23 protein-coding genes, 1 tRNA gene and 1 pseudogene are annotated in these 23,909 nt (G+C 53.5%); 22 read left to right on the top strand and 3 right to left on the bottom strand.

Annotated features, from left to right (window positions below):
* Window positions 1-22: 22 nt before the first annotated feature.
* The 15 genes from ftsH (at window position 23) to BM091_RS11390 (ending at window position 12,599) form a co-directional block, all read left to right on the top strand.
* Complete coding sequence (ftsH, locus tag BM091_RS11460; RefSeq protein WP_143083144.1) at window positions 23-1,858, top strand: ATP-dependent zinc metalloprotease FtsH; 1,836 nt, start codon at window positions 23-25, stop codon at window positions 1,856-1,858.
* A complete protein-coding gene (locus BM091_RS11455) occupies window positions 1,858-2,370 on the top strand; it encodes a nitroreductase family protein (RefSeq protein ID WP_093395916.1) in 513 nt (170 codons plus the stop codon). The genes ftsH and BM091_RS11455 overlap by 1 nt, the downstream gene beginning before the upstream one ends.
* Before the next feature lie 14 nt (window positions 2,371-2,384).
* Window positions 2,385-3,014, top strand: a complete 630-nt coding sequence (locus BM091_RS11450; RefSeq protein ID WP_093395915.1) for an MBL fold metallo-hydrolase — start codon at window positions 2,385-2,387, stop codon at window positions 3,012-3,014.
* 16 nt (window positions 3,015-3,030) lie between these two features.
* Entirely contained in the window at window positions 3,031-3,510 is a 480-nt protein-coding gene (locus BM091_RS11445; protein WP_093395913.1) for a hypothetical protein, read from the top strand.
* A gap of 26 nt (window positions 3,511-3,536) precedes the next feature.
* Window positions 3,537-4,757, top strand: coding sequence for a bifunctional phosphopantothenoylcysteine decarboxylase/phosphopantothenate--cysteine ligase CoaBC (gene coaBC, locus BM091_RS11440; protein WP_093395912.1), 1,221 nt, complete (start codon window positions 3,537-3,539; stop codon window positions 4,755-4,757).
* Window positions 4,744-5,472, top strand: a complete 729-nt coding sequence (locus tag BM091_RS11435) for a uracil-DNA glycosylase (protein ID WP_245735358.1) — start codon at window positions 4,744-4,746, stop codon at window positions 5,470-5,472. The genes coaBC and BM091_RS11435 overlap by 14 nt, the downstream gene beginning before the upstream one ends.
* A complete protein-coding gene (locus tag BM091_RS11430) occupies window positions 5,469-6,767 on the top strand; it encodes an NfeD family protein (RefSeq protein ID WP_093395910.1) in 1,299 nt (432 codons plus the stop codon). Before BM091_RS11435 ends, BM091_RS11430 begins: the two co-directional genes overlap by 4 nt.
* Window positions 6,768-6,818: 51 nt before the next feature.
* The gene (locus BM091_RS11425; protein WP_093395909.1) at window positions 6,819-7,580 is read left to right on the top strand and encodes a slipin family protein; all 762 of its coding nucleotides are present in this window, start codon (window positions 6,819-6,821) and stop codon (window positions 7,578-7,580) included.
* A gap of 45 nt (window positions 7,581-7,625) precedes the next feature.
* Window positions 7,626-7,955, top strand: coding sequence for a Rho termination protein (locus BM091_RS11420; protein ID WP_093395907.1), 330 nt, complete (start codon window positions 7,626-7,628; stop codon window positions 7,953-7,955).
* A gap of 15 nt (window positions 7,956-7,970) precedes the next feature.
* Window positions 7,971-8,525: an HD domain-containing protein gene (locus BM091_RS11415; RefSeq protein WP_093395906.1), complete on the top strand. Its 555-nt coding sequence runs from the start codon at window positions 7,971-7,973 to the stop codon at window positions 8,523-8,525.
* Window positions 8,526-8,537: 12 nt separating this feature from the next.
* A complete protein-coding gene (locus BM091_RS11410; RefSeq protein WP_093395904.1) occupies window positions 8,538-8,753 on the top strand; it encodes a hypothetical protein in 216 nt (71 codons plus the stop codon).
* Window positions 8,754-8,792: 39 nt separating this feature from the next.
* Entirely contained in the window at window positions 8,793-10,784 is a 1,992-nt protein-coding gene (locus BM091_RS11405) for a pyruvate carboxylase subunit B (protein ID WP_093395903.1), read from the top strand.
* A gap of 23 nt (window positions 10,785-10,807) precedes the next feature.
* Window positions 10,808-11,737, top strand: a complete 930-nt coding sequence (gene mdh / locus BM091_RS11400) for a malate dehydrogenase (RefSeq protein ID WP_218148892.1) — start codon at window positions 10,808-10,810, stop codon at window positions 11,735-11,737.
* 131 nt (window positions 11,738-11,868) lie between these two features.
* Window positions 11,869-12,471, top strand: coding sequence for a helix-turn-helix domain-containing protein (locus BM091_RS11395; protein WP_093395899.1), 603 nt, complete (start codon window positions 11,869-11,871; stop codon window positions 12,469-12,471).
* Between the two features lie 52 nt (window positions 12,472-12,523).
* Window positions 12,524-12,599: transfer RNA gene (locus tag BM091_RS11390), tRNA-Lys, on the top strand.
* Between the two features lie 186 nt (window positions 12,600-12,785).
* On the opposite strand, the gene BM091_RS11385 is transcribed toward BM091_RS11390, so the two are convergent.
* Window positions 12,786-13,121: a hypothetical protein gene (locus BM091_RS11385; RefSeq protein ID WP_143083143.1), complete on the bottom strand. Its 336-nt coding sequence runs from the start codon at window positions 13,119-13,121 to the stop codon at window positions 12,786-12,788.
* A gap of 93 nt (window positions 13,122-13,214) precedes the next feature.
* Between BM091_RS11385 and BM091_RS14150 the strand changes: the two are divergent.
* From BM091_RS14150 to BM091_RS11355, 6 genes and pseudogenes are all read left to right on the top strand, one after another.
* A pseudogene (locus tag BM091_RS14150) lies at window positions 13,215-13,988 on the top strand (IS5 family transposase).
* Window positions 13,989-14,154: 166 nt separating this feature from the next.
* Complete coding sequence (locus BM091_RS11375) at window positions 14,155-14,535, top strand: thioredoxin family protein (RefSeq protein WP_093395896.1); 381 nt, start codon at window positions 14,155-14,157, stop codon at window positions 14,533-14,535.
* A gap of 19 nt (window positions 14,536-14,554) precedes the next feature.
* Window positions 14,555-15,259 carry a cytochrome c biogenesis CcdA family protein gene (locus BM091_RS11370; RefSeq protein WP_093395895.1) on the top strand — a complete coding sequence of 235 codons (705 nt, stop codon included), beginning with the start codon at window positions 14,555-14,557 and terminating at the stop codon, window positions 15,257-15,259.
* 367 nt (window positions 15,260-15,626) lie between these two features.
* Window positions 15,627-16,985, top strand: coding sequence for a TolC family protein (locus BM091_RS11365; RefSeq protein WP_177193634.1), 1,359 nt, complete (start codon window positions 15,627-15,629; stop codon window positions 16,983-16,985).
* A gap of 48 nt (window positions 16,986-17,033) precedes the next feature.
* Window positions 17,034-18,239, top strand: a complete 1,206-nt coding sequence (locus BM091_RS11360) for an efflux RND transporter periplasmic adaptor subunit (RefSeq protein WP_093395892.1) — start codon at window positions 17,034-17,036, stop codon at window positions 18,237-18,239.
* The gene (locus tag BM091_RS11355) at window positions 18,236-21,352 is read left to right on the top strand and encodes an efflux RND transporter permease subunit (protein WP_093395890.1); all 3,117 of its coding nucleotides are present in this window, start codon (window positions 18,236-18,238) and stop codon (window positions 21,350-21,352) included. Before BM091_RS11360 ends, BM091_RS11355 begins: the two co-directional genes overlap by 4 nt.
* A 940-nt stretch (window positions 21,353-22,292) precedes the next feature.
* Here BM091_RS11355 and BM091_RS11350 read toward each other — a convergent pair.
* On the bottom strand, window positions 22,293-22,493 hold the full coding sequence (locus BM091_RS11350; protein ID WP_143083142.1) for a hypothetical protein: 201 nt from the start codon (window positions 22,491-22,493) through the stop codon (window positions 22,293-22,295).
* A 117-nt stretch (window positions 22,494-22,610) separates the two neighbouring features.
* Window positions 22,611-23,495, bottom strand: a complete 885-nt coding sequence (locus BM091_RS11345) for a hypothetical protein (RefSeq protein ID WP_093395887.1) — start codon at window positions 23,493-23,495, stop codon at window positions 22,611-22,613.
* Between the two features lie 223 nt (window positions 23,496-23,718).
* Here BM091_RS11345 and BM091_RS13985 point away from each other — a divergent pair, with 223 nt between their 5' ends.
* On the top strand, window positions 23,719-23,892 hold the full coding sequence (locus BM091_RS13985; RefSeq protein ID WP_177193633.1) for a hypothetical protein: 174 nt from the start codon (window positions 23,719-23,721) through the stop codon (window positions 23,890-23,892).
* Window positions 23,893-23,909: the final 17 nt, after the last annotated feature.

The raw sequence follows: 23,909 nt of genomic DNA, 5'->3' as shown, positions 1-23,909 counted from the left end.
TAAGAAAGACACGGCCAGGAAGATGCATTTCTCAATATGGTATTTTATCCTGGTTTTGATGTTACTTTCCTGGCTTCACGAGACACTTCTTTTCAGCCAAAATGTCTTGAGTCTGCCTTATTCTGACTTCAAGTCCTATGTTCGGCAGGGTAACGTAGAGAGCGTGATCATCGGCGAGGATACGATAAAGGGTAAATTTCTCAAGCCGGTTAACGAAAAGATGTATTTTCGGACGGTTGCGGTTAATGATCCGGGCCTGGTAGCCTTTCTCGAGAAGCATAACGTAAGATACACGGCGGAAAAACAGAACAAACTTCTCATGACGATCCTGTCCTGGATTGTTCCCCTTGCCCTTTTCGCTCTTTTCTGGGGTTACATTCTCAGGCGTATGGGGGCGGGACCTCATGGGGTTTTATCCCTGGGAAAGGCCAGAGCAAAGATTTATGCGGAAAAAGATGTCGGAGTAACCTTTGATGATGTTGCCGGGATTGATGAAGCTAAAAGAGAGCTTCAGGAGATCGTTGAATATCTTAGAAATCCGGAAAAATTTAAACGGCTTGGAGCAAAGATTCCCAAAGGAGTGCTGTTGGTTGGGCCTCCCGGGACTGGAAAGACTCTCCTGGCCAGAGCAGTAGCCGGTGAAGCAGGGGTGCCTTTTTTCAGCATGAGCGGTTCCGATTTCGTGGAAATGTTCGTAGGGGTTGGAGCGGCGAGAGTCAGGGATCTTTTTGCCCAGGCAAAGCAGAATGCTCCCTGCATTATCTTTATTGATGAGCTTGACGCACTTGGAAAGGCCAGGGGTATAAACCCGATGGCCGGCCACGACGAACGTGAGCAAACCCTGAACCAGTTACTGGTTGAAATGGACGGGTTTGATTCCACGACCGGCGTAATCATCATGGCTGCAACTAACCGCCCGGAGATCCTTGATCCGGCTCTTTTAAGACCCGGCCGTTTTGATCGCCATATAGCAGTCGATAAGCCGGACATTAAAGGGCGGGAAGAAATTCTCAGGATTCACGTGCGTAACGTGAAGCTCGGCCCCGACGTCGATTTGAGAAAAATCGCCGCCCTTACTCCGGGGTTTGTGGGAGCCGATCTTGCCAACCTTGTGAATGAAGCGGCCCTTCTTGCAGCCCGCCGTAATGCAGAATACGTGGAAATGAAGGATTTTCAGGAGGCACTGGATCGAATAATCGGAGGTCTTGAAAAAAAGAATCGTGCCATAAATCCGAGAGAAAAGAAAATAGTGGCCTACCATGAGGCGGGGCATGCTCTGGTCGCTATGAGTGTTGAACACGCTGATCCGGTAAATAAGATTTCCATCATTCCCCGTGGTATAGGCGTACTGGGATTTACTCAGCAGCTTCCCACGGAAGACCGTTACCTGATGACCAAGCAGGAACTTCTTGACCGCCTCTGTGTGCTTCTCGGGGGACGGGTAGCTGAAGAGGTGGTTTTCGGAGATGTTTCCACAGGTGCTCAGAACGATTTGCAGAGGGCTACGTTGATTGCAAGAAGCATGATAACTGAGTATGGAATGAGTGAGCGACTTGGGCCTATTACCTTCAGAAGTGAACCAAAAGCAATGTTTTTGCATACCGACACGGCTGCAGGCTGGGCGCTGTCTCGGGAGTTCAGCGAAAAAACTGCGGAGGCCATTGATGAAGAAACGAGGGAAATAGTGGAAAGTGCTCATCGTAGGGTAAGAAATATTCTTGAAAAAAACAGAGCATGGCTGGATAGACTTGCCGAGGAGTTGCTGGAAAAAGAGGTGCTGGAAGGAGAAGATTTAGAAAGATTTGTAACCGAGTTCAAAAAGCATCGTTCTGGGGATCAAAATGAGGGAGGGGAATAATGAGTTCGGCTGTGCTTAAGGCCATTTACGAAAGGAGAAGTATCCGCCATTATACCGATGAACCCGTATCGCCGGAAGCAATTAGGGAAATAATCAAAGCCGGTTCCTGGGCTCCGTCCGGCCTTAACAACCAGCCATGGAGGTTTGCCGTCATAGGTTCTGAGGAACTCCGTAACCGAATTGCCGAGCTAACCCGTTACGGAAAGATCATTCGCAATGCACCCGTGATTATTTGTGTTTTTCTGGATCGGGAAGCTTCCTATGACTACGTTAAAGACTGTCAGGCGGTAGGGGCGTGCATACAGAACATGCTTCTTGCAGTACATGACATGGGGCTGGGGGCAGTCTGGATTGGAGAGATTCTGAAAAACAGGGATCAGGTGAGAGACATACTGGGGCTTAGGGACTCTCTGGAACTTATGGCCGTCGTTGCCGTGGGACATCCCGCAAGGCGTGACCAGCGATCCGACAGACGCCCTCTGGATGAATTGATAATACTGGAAAAATGGTAAAAGGAGCAGAGTCGATGATTCTTGAGCATTTTGTTGTGGGAATGCTACAGACCAACTGCTACGTTCTGGGAGATTCCGGCAAGTGTGTTGCGGCAGTGATTGATCCGGGCGGCGAAGCAAAAAGGATCGCTTCGTTCCTGAACAAAAATAAACTCAAGCTTGAGGCCATTCTGCTTACTCACGGTCATTTTGACCATGTTCTGGACGCCTGGAAGCTGAAAGAACTTGCAGGAGGTTTAATATACCTCCACCCGGCGGATAAACCTTTGTTGAAGGATCGAATGGTCGGTCTCGGTGCACTCCTGAGTGGTCGCATTACGGGTTTGGGTGGACCTGTTGACGTAGAGCTTGCAGAGGGTCAGTGTATTTCCGTTGGGGATATTTCGCTTGAAGTTCTTGAAACCCCGGGGCATACCCCGGGCCATGTGTCTTTTTATTTGAAAGATCGCCGGATCATTTTTGTAGGAGATACTCTTTTTGCCGGGTCCATTGGCCGAACGGATTTTCCCGGAGGCTCTTACGAAGAGCTTATAAAATCTGTAAGGAACAAAATTTTCCCGTTAGGGGATGATGTCGTCGTCTACCCGGGACACGGGCCGAAAACGACGGTGGGAAGAGAGAGAGCAACAAATCCTTTTTTCTGAAAAGAGGGGGAAGACGATGAGGGGCTTTTCAATTGTATCGTCGCTGTTATTTGCAATTGTATTTGCTTTAACGGGGTGCACTACGATGTCGGGTGTTTCTGCTCAGGGTTCACAGGCTGGACCCGGACAGGAATCTGCCGGTCCGGCTACGTCAGCCCAATCTCTTTCTGTAGCACCGGTAACACCGGTCTTTTACGATTTTCCTGATGTGCCGGTTCCGCCGGAGTTGCAGATGGTAAGGGACGCTTCAAGTGTATTCCAGACGAGTTCCGTAAAAACCGGAGTTCTGGTTTTCCGGGGAAGGGTGGATTATCTTTCCGTTTCCGATTTTTTTATGTCCGCCATGCCCAGAGAACAGTGGAAACTCAAGGGAAGCTCCCGGTATGAGCGATCCATAATGGTTTTCGAAAAGGCCAACAGGATATGTGTTATCAATGTTTATCCAAAAATGTGGTATACTTACGTTGAGATATATGTTCTACCCGGACAGCCTTAAATACCCGATGACGGAGACGGATGGCGATGCCTTTTCCGGTCCTTAGAGGAAAGACGGTGGTACTGGGTGTAACCGGTAGCATTGCTGCGTATAAAGCCTGTGATCTGGTAAGGAAGCTTAGAGATGAAGGATGTGATGTCCACGTTGTAATGACGAAAAATGCCTGTGAGTTTGTGGGACCCTTGAGCTTCAGAGCACTTACTCAAAACCCCGTGATGATAGATCTCTTTGGCGGATTATCAGATGATGTTTTCGGTCATATTGAACTTGCCCGTAAAGCAGATGTCATAGTTGTTGCCCCGGCAACGGCCAATATCCTTGCCAAGGCTGCTCACGGAATTGCCGACGATTATCTCAGCACCCTGCTTCTTGCGGCCAGGTGTCCTGTGGTCTTCTGCCCTGCAATGAATCCTGCCATGTACGCTCATCAGACAACGCAGGCAAATGTTTCAACCCTTCGAGAGCGTGGGTTTAGTGTGGTTGAACCCGACCCAGGAGTAGTCGCCTGCGGAGAGGAAGGGCCGGGGAGGCTTCCCTCTGTTGCAAGGATGCTCCATGAAATTGCGTCGGCGCTTACTGAAAAAAGCCTTAAGTGCCTGAATGTTCTGGTTACCGCAGGTCCTACAAGGGAGTTTTTCGATCCGGTGAGGTTCATATCGAATCCGTCCAGTGGAAAAATGGGTTATGCCCTGGCAAGGGTTGCATCTCTGAAAGGCGCCGAGGTGTGTCTGGTTTCCGGCCCCACGCATATTGAAGCCCCGCCGGGGGTGAGCCTTATCCCGGTGGTTTCTGCCCTGGAGATGCACTCCGCCGTAGTGGAAAGGGCGCCCCGGTGTGATGTCGTTATTATGGCTGCAGCCGTAGGGGATTACCGCCCTGATGTGCAAAGCGAGAGCAAGATAAAGAAAGGCGATAAAGAGATAACCATTAGAGTCGTTCCCAATCCGGACATCCTAGCCGAATTGGGTCGGCAAAAGAGAGAAGGGCAGGTACTTGTCGGATTTGCTGCCGAAACGGACGACATTGTTGAAAATGCCAGGTTAAAGCTTTTAAAGAAGAATCTTGATATGATTGTAGCCAACGACGTCAGGGACCCGAGGTCGGGCTTTGCTGTTGATACCAACAGGGTTAAGCTGATTTTCGGTTCGGGCGATGTTGTAGATTTGCCGCCCATGAGCAAGGATGAAGTGGCTTTGAAGATTTTCGACTACGTAGAAGAACTGGTGAAAAGGCGTGAAGGGTTTTAGCGAGGAGATACTCAGGGAGCTTAAGGCCTACTGTAAAGGGTGGTATAAGGCCGGCATAACGGCCGTGCCCGTGGGTGTTTTGGCAGAAGAAAGTAATAATAGTGGCGATGGTTATTCATCGGGCCGTGAAGAGAGACCTGAACGGTTGATGGCGCTGGCCGGGAGAATCGACGGATGTACTCGGTGCCGCCTTCATGAGGGCAGAAAAAATCTGGTGTTCGGAGACGGAAATCCCTGTGCCGAAGTCGTTTTTGTAGGAGAAGGCCCCGGTCACGACGAGGATCTGCAGGGAAAGCCTTTTGTCGGTCAGGCCGGAAGGCTCCTCACAAGAATGATCGAAGCTCTGGGTTGGAGACGTGAAGATGTTTACATTTGCAACGTCGTCAAGTGTAGACCTCCCAAAAACAGAACGCCTCGCGCCGATGAAATAGAAATCTGTAGCCCTTTTCTTTTTGAACAGCTTGAAATAATCCGCCCTCGTGTAATATGCGCTCTCGGTAGCTGTGCTGCCCAGACTCTTCTTTCTACAAAGCTTCCCATTTCACGTTTGCGGGGGAAAATAAATGCCTGGCGTGGTATTCCCGTTGTGGCCACCTTCCATCCGGCTTATTTGCTGAGAAATCCTGCCGAGAAGAGAAGGGCCTGGGAAGATTTTTTACGACTTTACGATACCTGGAGGGTTGGCGGAAAACCCAACGGAGTTACCGAAGCATGATGTCCAGAATTCTCTTTGCAATCCTTTTCTCATTCACAGTTTTTCTGATGCCTGCAGGTAACTTTGCAGCATCGGGAGGTCACGTCAACGTTATAAAGATTAACGATACGATAAATCCGGGGGTGCAGGATTATCTCGAGCATGCTATAGAGCAATCAACCAGGGATGGGGCTCAATTTCTGCTTATTCTTCTTGATACCCCGGGCGGGCTCATGACGTCCATGAGAAAGATGGTTCAGGCAATCATGTCCGCACCTTTTCCCGTGGTTGTCTTTGTGTACCCTCCTGGTGCCCAGGCTGCATCCGCCGGTGTGTTGATAACCGTTGCCGCCGATATAGCGGCTATGGCTCCGGGGACCAACATCGGCGCCGCTCATCCGGTTACGGCAAGTGGCGAGGATGTGCCCAAGACGATGAACGAAAAGGTCGTAAATGATATGGTGGCTTTTGCGAAGAGTATTGCCGAGGAAAGAATGCGAAACGCAGAATGGCTGGAAAAAGCGGTGCGAGAAAGCGTTTCGGCAACTGCTATGGAAGCATACAAGCTGAATGTAATAGATCTTGTTGCTCGGGATGTGGATGATCTCATGAAAAAGCTTGACGGATGGGAAGTCGAGCGCAAGGGCTACAGAAAGGTTCTGCATACCACTGGTGTGGAGTTGAAGGAGATAAAACCCTCTCTTTCACACAACATCCTTAGAACTATCAGCAATCCTACGATTGCCTATCTGCTTCTCATGATCGGTCTTGCGGGGCTTTATTTTGAGCTTTCCCAGCCGGGAGCAGTTTTGCCCGGTGTGATTGGGGCTATATGTCTTGTACTGGCTTTCTACGCCCTTCAGGCTTTACCCGTCAACTATGCCGGCATACTTTTCATAATCCTTGCGGTGATATTTTTCATTCTCGAGATCAAAATAGCGTCTTACGGGATGCTCAGCATTGCAGGTCTTACAAGCCTTGTGCTTGGTTCGATCATGCTGTTTCGAACCCCCGAAACCACTCATCCTGTGGCCTATTCCGTTCTTATTCCAACGGTCCTGGGAGTAGGTCTGTTTTTTGTGGTTGTTGCGGCACTGGCCTTTAGAGCTCAGAAGATGAAACCCCGGATTGGTATGGAAGCTCTGATAGGTGAGGTAGGCGTGGTGGAGAAGGATTTAGATCCCTCGGGAACCGTCTTCGTCCACGGTGAGCTCTGGAACGCGGAAAGTGAAGAGCCCTTGCCTAAAGGCACGCCCGTCAAGGTCGTTGAGGTCAGGAATTTGAAGTTGCGTGTGCAAAAAATCGATGTTAAATAACACTAACCTTTTTTCTTAAATATTAACCCTGTTTTGATCAGGGAGAGGGTCATGTACGGTTTAATAGTTTTGGTTGTGTTGCTGATTTTGTTCCTTTCGAGCGCTTTGAAGGTGCTGAAGGAGTACGAAAGGGGTGTCATCTTTCGCCTTGGAAGGGTTATAGGTGCGAAAGGCCCCGGTCTTATTATTCTGATTCCTGTAATTGATCGAATGCAGAAGGTAAGCCTGAGGCTGATTACCATGGACGTGGCGCCTCAGGATGTTATTACCCGTGATAACGTATCGGTAAAGGTTAATGCGGTGGTTTATTTCCGTGTTGTGGATCCGGTGAAGGCCGTTGTTTCTGTGGAGAATTATCTTTTTGCTACAAGCCAGCTGGCTCAGACCACTCTGAGGAGTGTTTGCGGTCAGGCTGAGTTGGATGAGCTTCTTTCGGAGCGTGAAAAGATAAATGCCCATCTTCAGGAAATTCTGGATAAACATACTGATCCCTGGGGTGTGAAGGTTACGGTGGTGGAGCTTAAGCATATAGATCTGCCTCAGGAGATGCAGAGGGCTATGGCAAGACAGGCAGAGGCCGAGCGTGAGCGGAGGGCGAAGATAATATCTGCAGAGGGTGAATATCAGGCGGCAGAAAAGCTTGCCGAAGCTGCCAGGATCATTTCCGAACAGCCTATAGCCCTGCAGTTACGCTATCTCCAGACCCTGAGAGAGATAGCAACGGAGAACAATTCGACAACCCTGTTTCCTATTCCCATTGAGATCATAAAGCCCTTTTTAACTTCATTGGATAAGAGTGAGTCGGAAGATTAAACCGTGTACCTGTTCAACTCTTAAGTTCAGCGGAGGCGAAAGGGTATGGGAAAGAAAAAAAAGGCCGAAAAAGAGAAACCTCTTGAGAAGATGACCGCAAAAGAACTCCGTGAAATTGCTCTGGGTATTGAAGGTGTAACCGGTGTACATGCCATGAATAAAGCCGAGCTTATCAGGGTGATCAAAGAAGCCAGAGGGATTGTCGACGAGAAGAAGAAAGACACCAGTGTGGATGTTCGGGCACTGAAGGCAAAAATTAAGGAGCTTAAGAAAAAGCGTGAAGAAGCCAGAGCGGCCAGGGACTGGAAGATGGTGGATATACTGAGGCGTCGTATCAGTCGCCTTAAGAAGAAGACCCGCAGAGCTGCGGCCTGATGGAGGAGAGAATAAGTGACGAGGGAAGAGGCGCTTGAACTTCTGACCAGGCATGTTAAGAGTGACAATCTCAGGAAACATTGTCTCGCCACCGAAGCCATAATGAGGAAACTGGCCGAAAGGTTTGGCGGTGACCCCGATTTGTGGGGCATTGCCGGCCTTCTTCATGATCTTGACTTTGAGTACACCAAAGACAAACCCGAGGAACACGCCAAAAAGGCCGTTGATATACTAAAGGACACGGATCTTCCTGAGGAGGTGCTTCAGGCTATACTGAGGCATAACGCCGAAATGCTCGGTTTGACCAGGGAAACCACCCTTGATTATGCACTTACGGCGGCCGAGACTATCACGGGTTTGATTGTGGCAGCGGCTCTGGTACACCCCGACAAGAGCCTTGCAAGCTTGCAGGCCAAATCCGTCAGGAAACGCATGAAGAGCAAAGACTTTGCAAGAAATGTGAGCAGGGAAAACATAATGATGTGTGAAAAGCTGGGAATGGAGTTGATGGAATTTATAGAGTTGAGCCTTGAGGCCATGAGAAGTATCCGCGCTGACCTCGGGCTCTAGGGAGCAACTCAGATGAAGGTGGAACCCAAAGTAGTTGCCGCCATAATGGGGGCAATAAACTTATATCTTCAGGCTGAAAGGGCTGGGGTCGTCGAGGAAAGACGCCCGGAGCCCGAAATCAGGGCTGTGGCTGAAAGGGTAGTCTGCGGCTCTAGTCCGTGGGTTATTGCCGGGCGACAGGCGGCCATGGAAATGCGACGTCTTTGGCAGATGAGACTGGTCCGGTGATCCGGTCTTCGAAATCTTAAAAATTCAGGAGAGGGAAATATGGCGCAGGAGCACGGGGTTCTGGTAGCAGGTTTGCTTGACAGAGATCATGTTGAGGTAACCAACCCTGTTAAGGTGCAGGATTTGACCTTTAGAGACGGTCATCAATCTCTTTTTGCAACCAGAGGGCGCACCGAGGATTTTATACCCATAGCAGAGGATATGGATAAAATCGGCTTTTACTCCATGGAAGTCTGGGGTGGGGCCACCTTTGACACTATGCATCGCTTCTTGGCGGAGGATCCCTGGGAGCGTATCAGAACGCTCAAAAAGTATATCAAGAATACCCCCTTTTCCATGTTGCTCCGGGGACAGAATCTTGTCGGCTACAGGAACTATCCCGATGATGTAGCCGAAGCGTTTGTAGAACGAGCCTGCGTCAACGGAATAGACATATTCAGGGTTTTCGATGCCCTGAACGATTTTCGTAATTTCCAGACGGTCGTAAAGGTCATAAAGAAGAACAACAAACACTTCCAGGGTGCCATTTGCTATTCTCTTACGGAGCCCCGCATGGGAGGGCCTGTTTACAACCTGGAGTATTACTTGCAGAAAGCGAAAGAACTGGAAGACATGGGCGCCGATACGATCTGTATAAAGGACATGGCAGGTCTTCTGGCGCCTTACGATGCCTATGAACTGATTAAAGCCCTAAAGGAAACCGTTAAGGTACCCATTCACCTTCACAGCCATTTCACTTCGGGCATGGCCGATATGACTCTTCTAAAGGCCATAGAAGCGGGTGTTGATATAGTGGACACCTGTCTTTCTCCCTGGGCATACCGGACATCTCATCCTGCTATTGAACCCCTGGTTGTGGCCCTCCGGGGGACGAATCGTGATACCGGCTTTGATCTTAAGCTTATAGCCAGGTGCAGTGAGTATCTTGAGAAAATCTCGCCCAAATACAGGCATCTCATGGATGATCGAATTTCCATTATTGACATAAATGTTCTGCTACATCAGACGCCTGGTGGAATGCTTTCCAACCTTGTTAATCAGCTTCGCGAAATGGATGCTCTGGACAAACTGGATGAGGTATTTCGTCAGCTTCCTATAGTCCGCCGCGAACTGGGTCAGGTACCTCTTGTAACGCCAACCAGTCAGATTGTAGGAATTCAGACGGTAAACAACGTGTTGTTCGACACTCCGGAAGAGCGCTATAAAATGATAACTGCCCAGGTCAAGGATCTCTGTTTTGGCCTCTACGGACGAACTCCTGCGCCCATTGATCCCGAAGTTCAAAAGAAGGCTCTTAAGGGATATCCTCGAGGCGAAAAGCCCATTGATTGCCGGCCGGCCGATATTCTGGAACCGGAGCTTGAAAAGGCGAAGAAGGATGTTGAAGGCCTTGCCAAAGATATCGATGATGTATTGATTTATGCGCTTTTCCCCACTACGGGAAAGAGGTTTCTAAGGTGGAAATACGGGCTGGAGCCCATCCCTGATGAGGTTAAACCCAGGACGCTGGAAGATGTTAAAAAAGAAGAAGAACTTATCAAAAAGGCGAAGGCAGGGTTGCTTGTGGAAAAGCAAAAGAAAGAAGCCCCGCCCAAGGGGCCCGGAATCAGAACTTTTAACGTTTTTGTGGACGGTGAGTACTTTGAAGTAGAAGTGGAAGAAGTTGGCGGCGTGCCTGTTGTGACAACGGTAACCCCTCAACCCCAGGTGCAGCCTGCTTCTCAGGTTTCTCCGGCTCCACCGCCTCCTCCACCACCACAGCCGGCTGCTGCACCGGCTCCGCCTCCGCCAAAGCCTTCAGCCGTGTCTGTCGGCGAGGGTACTCCCATTGAAGCTCCCATGCCGGGTATGATCATAAGGTACGAGGTGAAGGAAGGAGATCAGGTTAAGGAAGGTGATACGATTCTGGTTCTTGAGGCCATGAAGATGGAAAATACCATAACGACGCCTGTTTCGGGTACCGTCAGGAAAATCAACTTTAAAGCCGGCGATAGCGTTCAGAAAGGTGATGTTCTGGCGGTTATTGAATAAGGAGCGGAGGGTCTGACATGAGCATAAAGCGAAAGAAAATTACCATTGTGGGAGCCGGTTTCGTCGGCGCCACCGCTGCCCACTGGGCGGCCATAAAAGAACTCGGAGATATTTGTCTTGTTGACATCATTGAGGGAATGCCACAGGGGAAAGCACTTGATCTTCTGGAGGCCTCTCCCGTCGAAGGTTTCGATGCAAGGATCATAGGCACCAATGATTATGCCGACACTGCGGATTCTGATCTCGTTATAATCACGGCGGGACTTCCCAGGAAACCCGGTATGAGCCGTGATGATCTTCTCTTCAAAAACGCCGAGATAGTAAAGAACGTAACCGAGCAAATTGCAAAATATTCGCCTAATGCCTTCCTTATTGTTGTCTCCAATCCCCTTGACGCAATGGTTTATGTGGCCCATAAGGTCAGCGGTTTCCCTGTCAATAGGGTTATGGGCATGGCAGGAGTGCTTGATGCCGCAAGGTTCAGAACCTTCATAGCAATGGAACTGGGGGTATCGGTCGAAGACGTTACCGCTTTTGTCCTGGGCGGTCACGGAGATACGATGGTGCCGCTTCCCAGGTACAGCACCGTTGCGGGTATTCCTCTGCCTGAGTTACTTCCTCCGGAGAGGATAGAAGCACTGGTGGAGCGGACCAGAAACGGTGGAGCCGAGATCGTAAATCTGCTGAAAACCGGTAGCGCCTTTTTTGCGCCCTCGGCATCCGCAATCAAGATGGCAGAATCAATTCTCAAGGACAAAAAAAGAATTCTGCCCTGTGCGGCTTACTGCGACAAAGAATACGATGTAGGTGGTTATTTTGTTGGCGTGCCGGTTCTTCTGGGTGGAAACGGTGTAGAAAAGGTTATAGAAATTAAGCTTACTCCTGAAGAAAAAGCCGCTTTTCAAAAGTCTGTTGAGGCCGTAAAATCTCTGGTCAAGAAGCTGCAGCTATAAAGGCATGATCAACCGCCCTTATCCGAAAGGATAAGGGTGGATTTAAAAGTTTGATATCTCTGTGTTTCCTTTGTCCTGACGTTTAGGAAATCCGGAACCTTAAAAAAACGAATGGAGAAGAGAGGTATTCGATGCCTGATGATCATGATGTTTCAGTCGCCGTCAAGGCGTTGAAAATAGGAACAAAGGTTAAAGAGCTTCGGATGAAACACCGTTATACCTTGCAGGATCTGGCCAATAAAACGGGCCTTTCCAAACCCTTTCTGTCTCAGATAGAGAATAATCATGTAATTCCCCCTGTAGCAACACTGCTCAAGCTTGCCAGGGCTCTGAACGTGGGTCTGGGATATTTCTTTCAGGATGAGACCACAACGGAAAAGGTGTCCATAACCAGGAAGCACGAAAGAATTCGTGTTAAGAGGAGACCTCACCACGGGAAAGAGGACGTATCTTACATCTATGAGTCTCTGGAGACGCGAAAACAGGACAAACACATGGAGCCCTTCTTTGTGGAGTTTCCCCCTATAAGTGTAGAGGAAATGAATTTCACCACCCATGAGGGTGAAGAATTTCTCTATGTTCTGGAAGGAAAGGTGGAGTTCCGAACGGTGGATAGGGTTGAAATTCTGGAAGAAGGAGATAGTATTTATTTTGACTCGTCTATCAGCCACGGATTCAGGTGCGTTGGCGACAAACCCGCGAAGGCTATAGCCGTTATATGGACGGGTCCGTGATTTGGCCTTGACGGATGAGAGCTACTGTGTTAAGTGAAGCCTGCTTTTGGTTGGGCCGTTAACTCAGCAGGTAGAGTATCTGCCTTTTAAGCAGAGAGTCGCTGGTTCGAATCCAGCACGGCCCACCAGTGAAATCAATGACTTACAAAATTGGGAAAATCGAAAAAACCGGAATTTCCCCATCTATTCCCCACCCAAAAGAGGAAGGCCGGAGCTGAAGTTTGGGTTTGCGGGGCTTACCAAAGGAAGGTTCTTTCCCTCCAGGGAGATAAAGCAAAAAACCCCGGCGGTCAGAACCTCTCACCTGCGAATCCCTACCGGGGCACAATAGCAGTTCCGAATCCTGCCCCTGTAGGGTAAGGCTTTATGGCCCGGTTCGGCGCAATTTTCGAGGACATGATAGGCCTGGAAGCAGGTTGACGCTTTATCTCACGTCCCTTTGCCAGGAACTGAGTCCAAGCCACGCCCCTGCCGTGGACCAGGTAGCCCCGGGCTTCCTCTTCCGGAGCAAGCACGCTGTCCTTTTCGTAAAAAAGGCACATGGGTTCTTTTCCCATGGTGGGGCAGCTCACCTGCCAGGCAACCTCCTCTTCGTGGATACGAGCGGTCTTTATCGCCTCTGTCAGGCCAGAAAGGTTGTTCTCCGCCATCTCCACGTCCTCTACTTCCATAGTGTTTAGAACCCATCTCATAAATCCACGAAACTGGTGTATATATGCCCACAACGATGATGAAGGTGAGCGATGGACCTGACAGACGAACAGTGGGCGGTGCTGGAGCCGCTCATACCCGAGGAAGAGCGCAATCTGAGCCGCAGGCGGGGGCGTCCCTGGAGGATCCCCGGGAGGTACTGAACGGCATCTTGTGGGTGCTGCGCACCGGTGCGCCGTGGAAAGACCTGCCCGAGCGATATCCCCCATATCAGACCTGCCATCGTCGCTTTCAGCGCCGGGTGAGGATTGGGGTGATGGAGGCGATTCTGCGTGCCCTGGCTGAAGACCTGAAGGCACGCGGAGGGCTCAATCTCGAGGAGTGCTTCATCGATGGTACCTTTGTGGTAGCGAAAAAGGGGGCGATGGGGTGGGAAAGACCAAACGGGGCAGGGGTACGAAGCTCATGGCAATGGCAGACGGCGCCGGTCTTCCTATCGCGGTATGCGTCACAGGTGCTGGCCCACATGAAGTGACGCTGGTTGAGCCGGCGCTGGTGGCATGCTTCGTCTCCGAACTGTCCAGGAGGCTGATCGGCGATCGGGCGTACGACAGTGACCCGCCGGATGCCCGTCTGGCGAAATGCGGGATCGAGATGATCGCGCCCCACCGGAAAAACCGAGCAAGATACGCACCCAGGATGGGCGCAAACTGCGACGGTACAGGCGGCGCCGGAAGATCGAGCGCCTGTTTGCCTGGCTGGGCAACTTTCGACGGCTGATGGTTCGTTACGAGCGCTATAGGGTGAACTACCCGGGCTTCGTGCAACCCGCCTGTATCATCGTCTTGTTGAGGTACTATTTATGAGTTGGGTTCTAATGAGATGACCACCCTATGATTTGAATACATTCACATGTGTAAAACTGTACTATGTATAAGGCTACTATCATACCCTGGATTTAGTGGTTGACCTTTTACAATTATATGCCTATATGGGCATACATGATTTCAACGTCCAAGACGGAGGCTGATGATGAAGCGAACGGCGATGTGGGTGTTGGCGGTTCTCGTTCTGGCGGGCGTTATTGGCCCCTGGGCCCGGGCCCAGGATGATTCCAGAACCGAGATACCCGTTCCCGGGATGGTCACGCTGGTGGATCTGGGGGCGCACAAGTGCATCCCTTGCAAGATGATGGCTCCCATCCTGGACGAGCTCAGGAAGGAATATGATGGAAGGGCCGCCGTACTTTTCATCGATGTATGGGAAAACCGGGAGGCGGCCCGACGGTTCGGGATCCGCGCCATCCCCACGCAGATCTTCTACGACAAGGAAGGCCGGGAGGTGTTCCGGCACGTGGGGTTTATGGACAAAGAGAGCATCGTCCGCGTGTTCCGTAAGTTGGGAGTGGAATGAGCCTGGAGAAAGGGACGGGATGGATCAATTCTTTATCGCCGTCAATCAATGGATGAGCGGGCAGGGGGCCCTGGCCTTTCTGGGGTGCTTTCTGTGGGGGATGATTTCGGTGGCCCTGAGTCCCTGTCACATGGCGTCCATTCCCTTGGTGGTGAGCTACGTGGCCGGCCAAAACCGGCTTCTCGAACCCCGGGAGGCGGCTCGGTATGCCGTCGTTTTTACCCTGGGGCTCTTCATCACCATTGCCGTCATCGGAGCCGTCTGCGCCTTGCTGGGCCGGATGCTGGGGGACGTGAGTCCCTACTGGACCATCCTGGTGGGCCTGGTGCTGCTTTGGGTGGCCTGCGACATGATGGGAGTCCCGATCTGTCGGCTGCCCGGTGCCAATCTGGGCCGTTTCCCATTGCGGGGTCTTCCGGGCGCGCTGGTTCTGGGGCTTTCCTACGGCGTGCTTTCGGGTTCGTGCACCTTCGGTTTCATCGCCCCCATCCTGGCCGTCATCACCATCCAGCAGAAGATCCTCACCGGCCTGGGATACATCCTCTCTTTCGGCATCGGACACTGCCTGCCCATCGCGGTGGCGGGAAGCTTCACCGCCCTCATCCGGAAGGTCATGGAAAACGGCGTTTTTCAGGAGAGGAGCCAATGGTTTCGTCGGGCGGCCGGAGGGGCCATCGCTGTGCTGGGAATCTATTTCATCGTTCGGCCCTTTCTTTCCAGCTAGCTCGGCGACGTCGACCGGGAGCAGCGGTCTTTGCGTAGGAGACTATGTGAGATGAGCTTTTCGGCTCAAGATATCAAGAAGTATCCGTTCCTTTCGGAGCGGCAGGAAGAAGCCACCACAACCCCTGGATGCGGCAAGCGGTGCGCGATGACCCATCGGATGTCCGGCGCTCCTCCGTAGCCCCAGGGGTTGCGAGAGGGGAAAACCGGTCACCCTTGCGTTTTTTGGAGAGCCTCTCCTGTGGCTTCAGGACTTTGCTCCATGAAGCCCCGGGATGGACGGTAACCGAGAGAGCAAGAGGTGCCAAGGATCGCTGGGGGCCGCCGACCCCGTGGGAAAGGCGCTCAAGATGGAGGACAGACCAGCCATGATCATCTTCCGTGTTTCCGCCCTAGCTCTATGCCTGGTGCTCGTTCTGGGCCTTACGAGCCCGGCAGGCGCCGGCTCCGAGACTTTCGATCTGGCCGCCTGTGTGGCGAAGGCCCTGGCCAAGAACCCCGAGGTTCGGGAGCTGGAACTGGGGATTCGAGCGGCCGATGAGGAGATCACGAAAAGCCGTGCCGCCTTTTTCCCGTCCCTCGACCTGGAATCTTCCTACACCCGCTACGGGGAGCCCCAAAGGGTGGTGGCGGCCCATGCCAACAACGAACCGGGCGTTTTCGACCGGGACCTGTTCGATACGGCCATAACGGCTCGTTTGCCGCTCTTCGAAGGCGGAAGACGGTGGGCTCAGGTGCGGATCGCGGAACTGGGAAAGGACGCGGCGGTTTCGCGCTTTGACGCCGGCCGCCAGGATTTGGTCCTGAACGTGGCGTCCGCCTACTATAAGATCCTCCAGCTGGATCGCGTGCTGGAAGCCACTCGGGGATCGCGCCGTGCCCTGGCCGCCCAGGAAGAGCTGGTGAGGCATCAGCTGGAAGTGGGCCGGGCGGCCCCCGTGGATCACATGAAAATCCGGGTGCGTCTGGCCAGTCTGGACCAGAAGATCTCCTCTCTGGAAGCGGACCGCCGGGTTCTTCTGGTCTTTCTCGGGCGGTTGATGGGCCTGGATCTCAACAGTCGCCCCGACTTCGACATCGCCGGAACCCTGGAGACACCGGAGGTGAGGATTCCCTCCCTTGAAGAGGGCCTGGCGGAGGCCCTGCAGGCACGTCCCGAACACAAAACGGCGGTGCTCAACCTGGAGCAGGCGCGCCAGGCGGTTCGAGTGGCCCTGGCCGATGTCTTTCCGCGGATCCAGGCCTTCGGCCGCTACGGGCTGCGAAGCGGTCTTCCCTACGATCAGGACGGCCCTGCCGGTGCCATCGATCATGAAGACACCTGGGCGGCCGGAATCCAGGCCACCCTGCCGCTCTTTCGAGGAGGTGCCGTTCAGGCGTCAATTCGCCAGGCCCGTCTCCGGGAAAAGCAGGCGCAGGAGCGCCTTCGGGCCGTGGATCTTAAGATCCGGGAAGAGGTGGAGCGGGCTCACGCGCGATTGAGGGACAGCGTGGATCGCCTTCAGGTCACCCGGTCCGCTGTGGCGGTGGCCGAGGAGACCCTTCGTATCGAACAGGATAAATACCAGGCGGGTAAGAACACGATAAACGACGTCCTGGACGCTCAGGCGGCCTTGCTGCAGGCTCAGGTGGAATACAGCCAGGCCCAGGTGGACGCTCAACTGGCCCTTCTGGAATGGCGTCGGGCCGTGGGAGAGGATCTCACCCGCCTCGCCAGCGGAAAGTGACGAAGCCCGGCCGTGACCCGGGGTGAAAGTGAAAAGTGAGAGGAGAAAATGGGAACCAAGCGCATCGCCAAAAGGCTTATGGTTGTGGGGATTTGTCTTCTCGTGGTGGTGGGACTGGCCATGGGCGTGAAAAAGGCGCGAAGAAGGCTGGCGTCTGCGCCCCGATGGAAGCCGAGGCCCGTTCCCGTCCAAGTGGGCCGGGCCGTTGCCGAAACCCTGCGCGACACGGTGCACTATCTGGGGCACCTGGAAACGGTCGCGACGGTGAAAGTGGCACCCCGCATCACGGCGTCCGTGGTGAATGTGCGGGTGGATGAAGGAGATACGGTCCGGGAAGGGGACCTGCTCGTGGAACTGGACGATCGGGACATCCGGGCGGAAGTGCGCGCCCTCACGGCTCGGGTGGAATCCCTGGAAGCCAAGCAGGCGTCCCTGGAAGCGTCCATCGCGGCGGCTCGTCAAAACGTGGCCTTTCTGCGCACCGAATTTGAACGGGATCGAAAACTTTACGAAAAAAAGGGGATCAGCGCTTCGGCCCTGGATGCCTCCCGAAACCGGCTGGACACGGCGGTGGGAGCGCTGAATTCCATGCTGGCGGAGCTACGGAGCGTTGGCCGGGAGAGGGAAGCCGCTGAGGCGCAACGGGACGAGGCCCTGACCAGGCTTTCCTACACTCGCATCGTCGCCCCCGTTTCCGGAGTGGTGACACGGCGTCTGGTGGACGCGGGGGACCTGGCCAAGCCCGGCCAGCCGCTCCTGGAGCTCATGGACTGTTCGTCGGCCAAGATCGTTTTTGAGGCGGTACAGGAAGACCTGGGGCTAATGCGCCCGGGCCTGAAGGTCCTGATTCACCGGCCGGAAGGCATGTCCCCTTTGCCCGAGGAGGCTTTCATCAGCCGGGTGTTTCCCGCCCTGGAAGGGAGCAAGTCGGTGCGGGTGGAGGCGGACATCCCCTGGAACTGTTCGCAGCCCGTGCGGCCGGGGTCCTATTTCGGCCTGGATGTGGCGGTACGGGAAGGCACAGGCGTGACGGTCCCTCGCCGGGCGGTGGTGGAAACGGACGGAAGGTCCTTCGTTTTTGCCGTTCGCTCCGGACGATTGCAGAAGATCCCGGTGCGTGTGGTCTTCATGACGGAAGACCGGGCGCTGGTGGAGGGGGACCTGCGGGAAGACGAATCGGTGGCCGTGGGTGAATACCTGCAGTGGATTCGTTGGCATGAAGGCATGGCGGTGACGGAGGAGGTGGGGGCATGAGTCCGCACGGATGGGCCCTGCGAAACCCGTGGGCCGTGCTGGTGGGAGCGCTTCTCACGGCCGTGGTGGGACTTCGGGCCTTCTTCACCCTGCCCACGGAATACTTTCCCGACACCAACCCGCCCCAGGCGGCGGTCATCATCGTGGAACCGGGCGCCGCCGCCGTGGATGTGAGCCGGCGCATCACGGAAGTGGTGAAAAAGGAACTGGCGAGCATCTCGGGGCTCACCAAACTTTCGTCCACATCACGCGATGAGGTGGCCTCCATCAACGCCCAGTTCGGCTACGGGAAGCCCGTGGGCCAGGCGGTGGTGGACATCCAAAACGCCCTGAGCCGCATCCGGGCGCAACTGCCGGCCGACATCCTGGAACCGCGCATCTATCCCGTGACGGACGCCACCCGACCGGTGCTCACCCTGGCCCTTCGCCCCAAGCCCGGCTCTTCCTTGGACCTCCCCCATATCCGGCTTCTGGCCGACAACGACATCAAGGACTTCCTCTTGAATCTGCCGGGTGTGGCGGATGTGGACACCTTCGGTGGCCACCGCATGCAGGTGAACGTTTGGCTCGACCGGGATCGCCTGGAAGCCTACGGTCTGACGGCCAAAGATGTGATGGACGCCATCCGGGCGCAAAACATCACCACACCGGCGGGACTCATGGAAAACGAGGACGGCGAGGCTCTGGTCAAGACCATCGGGGAGTTTCGGGATCTTCGGGACATCCGCGACTGCGTCGTCAAAAGGAGCCGGGACGCCCATGTGCGCGTGCGGGATGTGGCGCGCGTGGAGCTGGGCATCGAGGACCTTCGGAGCCTCTATCATGGAAACGGGGAACCGGCCATCGCCGTCAATGTGCTCCGGGCGGACGGGGGCAACGTCATGGCGGTCATCCGAACGGTGAAGGCGGCGCTTCCCCGAATGCAGGAGCGCTGGCCGGATATTCGGTTCGAAATCACCAACGACCAGCAGCCTCTCATCGACCGGAACACCACCGGCATGCGCGCCTCCCTTTACATGTCCATCGCCCTCACCGTCCTCATCATCTTTCTGTTCCTGGCGGATGTACGCTCATCCACCATTGCGCTGGTGAGCATTCCCCTGTCGTTTCTTTTCGCCGTTGCCATATTGGGTCTTACGGGGCATACGCTGAACATCGTGACCCTTTCGGGCCTCATCATCGCCACGGGGATGGTGGTGGATGCCACGGTCGTGGTGGTGGAAAACATCCATCGCCACCAGAAGATCTGCCCCCACGACGCCCGGCAGTGCGTGGAAGGGGCCGTGGGGGAGATACTTCTTTCCATTACGGCGGGGATGCTCACCACGGTGGTGATGCTCATCCCCATCATGTTTTCGGGCGGGTACGTACAGCAGGTGCTTCGCCGCTTCACGCTCACTCTGGCCTACGCCCTGGTGGGATCCCTGCTGGTGGCCGTCTTCGTGGTGCCTCCTCTGGCCCTGAAGCTCATCGGAGGGGCGGACCGCAGCGGACGCCGACGAAACTTCTTGGAGCGTTCGGTTCTCCCCTTCAACGCGGCGGTGGACGCCCTGGCGGACTTCTACGTCAGGGTGCTTCGCGCGGCCCTTGGAAGACGCTGGCTTGCCATGGCGGCGGCCGTCGTCTGCTTCGTCCTCACCATGAAGATCGTTCCGCCGCTCATCGGCCGGGAACTCATGCCGCCCATGGACACGGGCATCATGAACATCCTCTTCGAGCTTCCCCCGTCGGCGTCGGTGGCTCAGGTGGAAAAGACCCTCACGCAGGTGGAAAGGATCCTCCGGGAAGAACCCAGTGTGCGCATGATCTCGTCCGTGGTGGGGTCGGAACCGGGGGAGATTTCCTTCGGAGCGGGCGGCCAGACGGCTCAGAAGGCCTTTCTCATCGTCACGCTCACCACCCGCGATCAGCGGGACCGCACCATCTGGGAGATCGAAGACGAGTGGCGCGAGAAGATTTCCGCTCTTCCCGGCATCCGATCGCTTCAGATCTACGAGTACGGAGCGACGCCCATGGCCACGTCCCGGGCGCCCATCGATCTGGTGGTGATGGGAGGGCATCGGGCGGAGGATCTGAGCCGAGCCGCGGCCCGGATCATGGAAAAGCTTGAGGGCGTACCGGGTTTGGTGGACGTGGTGCCCGGCTGGTGGCTGGACAAGGAGGAGGTCCACGTGCGCGTGGATCCCCGAACGGCGCGCCTTTACGATGTCAGTCCGGCGGACGTGGCTTCGGCGCTCCGCGCCGCGGTGGGGGGCGTGCCCGTTTCCGGGCTCCGCTTGAAGGGGTTTCTGGACATTCCCATACGCGTGGCCTACGACGATGTGTGGGTTCGATCGCCCAAACGGCTGGGAGAGATTCCGATCGCCACGCCCAAGGGGCCCGTGCCCCTTCGAACTCTGGCGGAGATCCGGCGGAGCACCACGCAGACGCTCATCACGCGCGAGGACCTTCAGAACACCATCGACATCACGGCCTACAACCGCACCCGGAGGATCAACCAGGTTTTGGGTGAGATCGGTGCGCGGCTGAAAGAGGTGAAGCTTCCGGGCAACCTGCACATCAAGGTGAGCGGGACGGCGGCGGACATGAGGGAGAGCATGCAGCGGGTCATGAAGGCGGTGCTGCTGGGACTGGTCCTCCTCGTGGTGCTTCTCGTGGGAACCTTTCGCTCCTTCAGCCTGCCGCTTCCGATTCTGGTGGCCATTCCGCTGGCCGTCATCGGATCCATGTGGGGCCTGCTGCTCTTGGGAAAGCCCATGTGCATGCCCGCCGTGATGGGGATCCTGCTGCTGGCGGGCGTGGTCATCAACAACTCCATCTTCCTCATCGATTTCATCCGCCAGGCCCTGGCGGAAGGGATGGATCGCAACGAGGCCCTAGAGCAGGCGGTGCGCCTTCGGCTTCGGCCCGTGCTCATGACCACCGTCTCCACCTTCGTGGGCATGCTGCCCATGATCCTGGAAACCGCGGTGGGTCTCGAGCGCATGTCGCCACTGGCCACGGCGGCCGGCTTCGGTCTGCTGGTGGGAACGGTCATGACCCTGGTGATCACGCCGGTGACCTATACGCTCCTGGACGACCTGGGACGGCTGGCCGCCCGCCTGTGGAGGTAAGCCCCTGCCCCAGAATGGTTTTGAGGCTCAAGAGGCCGGGAATTTCCAATCACCTCGTTGCCGCGGGGATTCAGCCCAGCGGAAAGGGCCATCGTAACCCCTTGAAGTGGCAGGGCGTCTTCGAGGCCTATCCGACGACCGGGGATTTCTCCGCAGCCCTAAGGGCTGCGCTATGAGCAAGGAGATCATCCGTGACGATAGAGGATGAAACGTTTCCCCGGAGGCACTGCATTGTGGGGGCGAAGGATTCTTCGCCCCAACGGCTCGGGAACGAAAAGAAAGATCCCCATGTTTCATATTTCCTGTAGACTGCGGGAGCAGGATTTGTCCCCGTCCGGGAAGCGTCTTTCCGAACATGCCCCTCCCCGTGCAGGAGGGGACGCCATGCGACTCAGGCACCTGTGAAAAATATTGTGTAAGCATTTTTATTCGTGGTATGAGCGAGACGGCCGGACGAAGACGCCGGGAAGAGGAAAGAATCGTAAGTGCTGCGACAGGGCCGGCTGGCCTGGTATAATGCTTCATCAGGCTTCAAGAGAAATTCGAAGCAATGCCGATTGCTGTATGAGTAGATTGCCAAAAATCTCCGTGAAAAGAATGTGTTTAGAAAGGACTGAATTTTATTTTAAGCGCCAGGCGGGAAGCCATTAAGAAGAGATGACCCCTTCGCCCGGTTAGTGATGCCTGATCACGAAGAGCGGACAGAGGTTACTTTAAGGGCAATAAGAACTGAAGTTTTCCATACAATGACATAACCACTGGAAATTATTATAGATATGGTGTAATGCCATTGAAGAAAGCGTGTGATTTCAATATGTTAGCTGAAACCCTGGCTTTGTAGCATACTTATCAATCCAGGAATATAAAAGGAATCTTCTTGTTTTTTGCATACCATTACACATTTTTGATAACAATTACTGGCATTTAGATGCTTGAATTGTTAATTATGGAAAACTTGAGCTTCAATGTAGGCATTGGCCTCAAAATCAATGGCCTCTTGACCAACTCGTGCTATCATCTTGACCTCCTTTGCAGGTATACTGTCCTCGGAGGAAACCGAGGATTCAATGGCCGGTACGATTGGCCCGCGCGCCGGCTTGACACAGCCATCTGTGGGTTCTGCCATTTCAACCTCCTTCATGATTTGTTACCCACACTCACTTTGGTGGATGGCGGGCTAACGACGAATTTCACCTGCCGCTATGGAGCGCAGCGGAATAGCCATCCAGTGCAGTGCTTTGTTAGCCCTTTCTCATATTTATTTTTCTAGCATATCTCTCAAATCAAACCAGGCAGAAATATTCAGTGGTAAAAGATTACGCGTTGACTCCAAAAATATATCAATGTCCTTTTTGTCAATGCAAATAATATGCTCTCGTTGAGATGTCTCTGTATAACCAGCAGGGCTAAATAGGTAAAACTTGTGTGGAAATTTATAATACTTGCTTGGATTAAGGACAATGTCACCACTTTTTACCTGGACGAATACTGGCTGTGCATTTTGAGGATCAACAAGTTGATATTCGTACGAAATTGTGTCGTTTCTTCTTGATCGGGAACTGGGTATAAATAGCAAGCCTTTTTCTTTCTGGAGATAAAGACTCACAATATCTTCCAGATCAACATCAGATAACAGGCTGTAAATATCAATTTTTTTAATTGGAGGAAGAGGAAGACTATCGTTTGCTACTTTATTATAGACAAAAACCGAAAATAGCTCGGCTGTTTCGTCATGAATTCGTTGGACTGTCGCAGATGGTCTGAAAGAGTTTATGATTTTGACAGCTACATTAGTTCCCACCCGATAAAGCTTACAAGGTCGAATGTTAATAATATCAGCTTTCAGGTTGTCTGGATTATCACCGTACTCCCATTCACCTGTTATTTTACCAACATAATATATTCCAAAGAAATCTCTTACCCATACGAGATCACCAATCTCCATCCTCCAACCTATAGCATTAGCTGCGCGAGACCATCCTATATCCCCATATTCTTTTTCACCTAGAGCCCAGTATTCATCTCTGTTGGAAGGTCTTTTCGATACACGCCATCCAATACCAATTACTTCTTGCTGAATACAAACGTCAACCGGATCAACTCCATCTGCATCTGGACGTAAATGAACACGCCATAATTTCATCAAATTTTCTCCATTAGGCTAACCTCTTATTCTACACAATCTCCGTTTATTCGGCGACGACTCCTTACAACTCCACGGAACTAACTTTTATTGTCTTAACTGCTGCTCGCCCATTGTCAAGGGAAAATCCAAGGAAAAATCACCTGACCGGCATCAGGTTGCCGATTACCATAGCATGGATATTTTGATGTTATGGAGATTGTGTATAATTAGGATTGTAATTATGAATCGAGTCGAGAGAGAACTTGAGCGGAAGCTTAATGGTTATGCTGATTTTCTGCGGAGACGACGACTGGCGCTGTCCAAACACCAACCGCACCTGGTGCGATGGGTGCGGGAATTCCTGATTTTTTCACTGGTCTTTCCCGTAGCATTGGGATCGACCTTTACACGGTAAGACCGGGAGTAATAGTA

The organism is Thermodesulforhabdus norvegica, from assembly GCF_900114975.1.
In the GTDB taxonomy this organism is placed as follows: Bacteria; Desulfobacterota; Syntrophobacteria; order Syntrophobacterales; family Thermodesulforhabdaceae; genus Thermodesulforhabdus; species Thermodesulforhabdus norvegica.
Note: the sequence above shows the minus strand (reverse complement) of the source record. Positions and strands in the feature narration are given on the sequence as shown.

Excerpts from the sequence above, each read along its gene's own strand:
- BM091_RS11345 (WP_093395887.1), bottom strand. The coding sequence starts at position 23,495 with ATGAAATTATGGCGTGTTCATTTACGTCCAGATGCAGATGGAGTTGAT.
- BM091_RS11445 (WP_093395913.1), top strand. The coding sequence starts at position 3,031 with ATGAGGGGCTTTTCAATTGTATCGTCGCTGTTATTTGCAATTGTATTT.
- BM091_RS11425 (WP_093395909.1), top strand. The coding sequence starts at position 6,819 with ATGTACGGTTTAATAGTTTTGGTTGTGTTGCTGATTTTGTTCCTTTCG.
- BM091_RS11455 (WP_093395916.1), top strand. The coding sequence starts at position 1,858 with ATGAGTTCGGCTGTGCTTAAGGCCATTTACGAAAGGAGAAGTATCCGC.
- BM091_RS11385 (WP_143083143.1), bottom strand. The coding sequence starts at position 13,121 with ATGGCGGAGAACAACCTTTCTGGCCTGACAGAGGCGATAAAGACCGCT.
- BM091_RS11410 (WP_093395904.1), top strand. The coding sequence starts at position 8,538 with ATGAAGGTGGAACCCAAAGTAGTTGCCGCCATAATGGGGGCAATAAAC.
- ftsH (WP_143083144.1), top strand. The coding sequence starts at position 23 with ATGCATTTCTCAATATGGTATTTTATCCTGGTTTTGATGTTACTTTCC.
- BM091_RS11355 (WP_093395890.1), top strand. The coding sequence starts at position 18,236 with ATGAGTCCGCACGGATGGGCCCTGCGAAACCCGTGGGCCGTGCTGGTG.
- BM091_RS11350 (WP_143083142.1), bottom strand. The coding sequence starts at position 22,493 with ATGAAGGAGGTTGAAATGGCAGAACCCACAGATGGCTGTGTCAAGCCG.
- BM091_RS11405 (WP_093395903.1), top strand. The coding sequence starts at position 8,793 with ATGGCGCAGGAGCACGGGGTTCTGGTAGCAGGTTTGCTTGACAGAGAT.
- BM091_RS13985 (WP_177193633.1), top strand. The coding sequence starts at position 23,719 with ATGAATCGAGTCGAGAGAGAACTTGAGCGGAAGCTTAATGGTTATGCT.
- BM091_RS11365 (WP_177193634.1), top strand. The coding sequence starts at position 15,627 with ATGATCATCTTCCGTGTTTCCGCCCTAGCTCTATGCCTGGTGCTCGTT.
- BM091_RS11420 (WP_093395907.1), top strand. The coding sequence starts at position 7,626 with ATGGGAAAGAAAAAAAAGGCCGAAAAAGAGAAACCTCTTGAGAAGATG.
- BM091_RS11375 (WP_093395896.1), top strand. The coding sequence starts at position 14,155 with ATGAAGCGAACGGCGATGTGGGTGTTGGCGGTTCTCGTTCTGGCGGGC.
- BM091_RS11430 (WP_093395910.1), top strand. The coding sequence starts at position 5,469 with ATGATGTCCAGAATTCTCTTTGCAATCCTTTTCTCATTCACAGTTTTT.
- BM091_RS11450 (WP_093395915.1), top strand. The coding sequence starts at position 2,385 with ATGATTCTTGAGCATTTTGTTGTGGGAATGCTACAGACCAACTGCTAC.
- BM091_RS11370 (WP_093395895.1), top strand. The coding sequence starts at position 14,555 with ATGGATCAATTCTTTATCGCCGTCAATCAATGGATGAGCGGGCAGGGG.
- BM091_RS11395 (WP_093395899.1), top strand. The coding sequence starts at position 11,869 with ATGCCTGATGATCATGATGTTTCAGTCGCCGTCAAGGCGTTGAAAATA.
- BM091_RS11360 (WP_093395892.1), top strand. The coding sequence starts at position 17,034 with ATGGGAACCAAGCGCATCGCCAAAAGGCTTATGGTTGTGGGGATTTGT.
- coaBC (WP_093395912.1), top strand. The coding sequence starts at position 3,537 with ATGCCTTTTCCGGTCCTTAGAGGAAAGACGGTGGTACTGGGTGTAACC.